The following is a 255-nucleotide window of genomic DNA, read 5'->3' as shown; positions in this document are numbered from 1 at the left end:
CAAGCGGCGCAACGCGTGACTGACGGCGGGTTGCGTGAGCCCGAGGAGCGCGGCCGCCGCAGTGAGGCTGCGCAGATCGGCAATGGCCAGAAACACGCGCAGAAGATTCAAGTCCGTGATGCCTGGGGGCGTCTTTGCCATGTCGTTCGAAACCCGGCCGTGGCGGCGCGCAACCCGCTTGCGGTCGGACGCGCCTCGCTGTTGGACCGAACCCGCATGCCCGCGTTCGGCGCTTTCACTCGCGAGTCAGATTAC

1 protein-coding gene is annotated in these 255 nt (G+C 67.1%); it reads right to left on the bottom strand.

What is annotated here, in order from left to right:
* A partial coding sequence (locus tag SB771_RS35710; protein WP_410722133.1) for a LysR family transcriptional regulator occupies positions 1 to 141 on the bottom strand: 141 nt, incomplete at its 3' end.
* Positions 142 to 255 lie beyond the last annotated feature (114 nt).

The organism is Burkholderia sp. SIMBA_051 (assembly GCF_046534915.1).
GTDB classification, from domain to species: domain Bacteria; phylum Pseudomonadota; class Gammaproteobacteria; order Burkholderiales; family Burkholderiaceae; genus Burkholderia; species Burkholderia ambifaria.
Note: the sequence above shows the minus strand (reverse complement) of the source record. Positions and strands in the feature narration are given on the sequence as shown.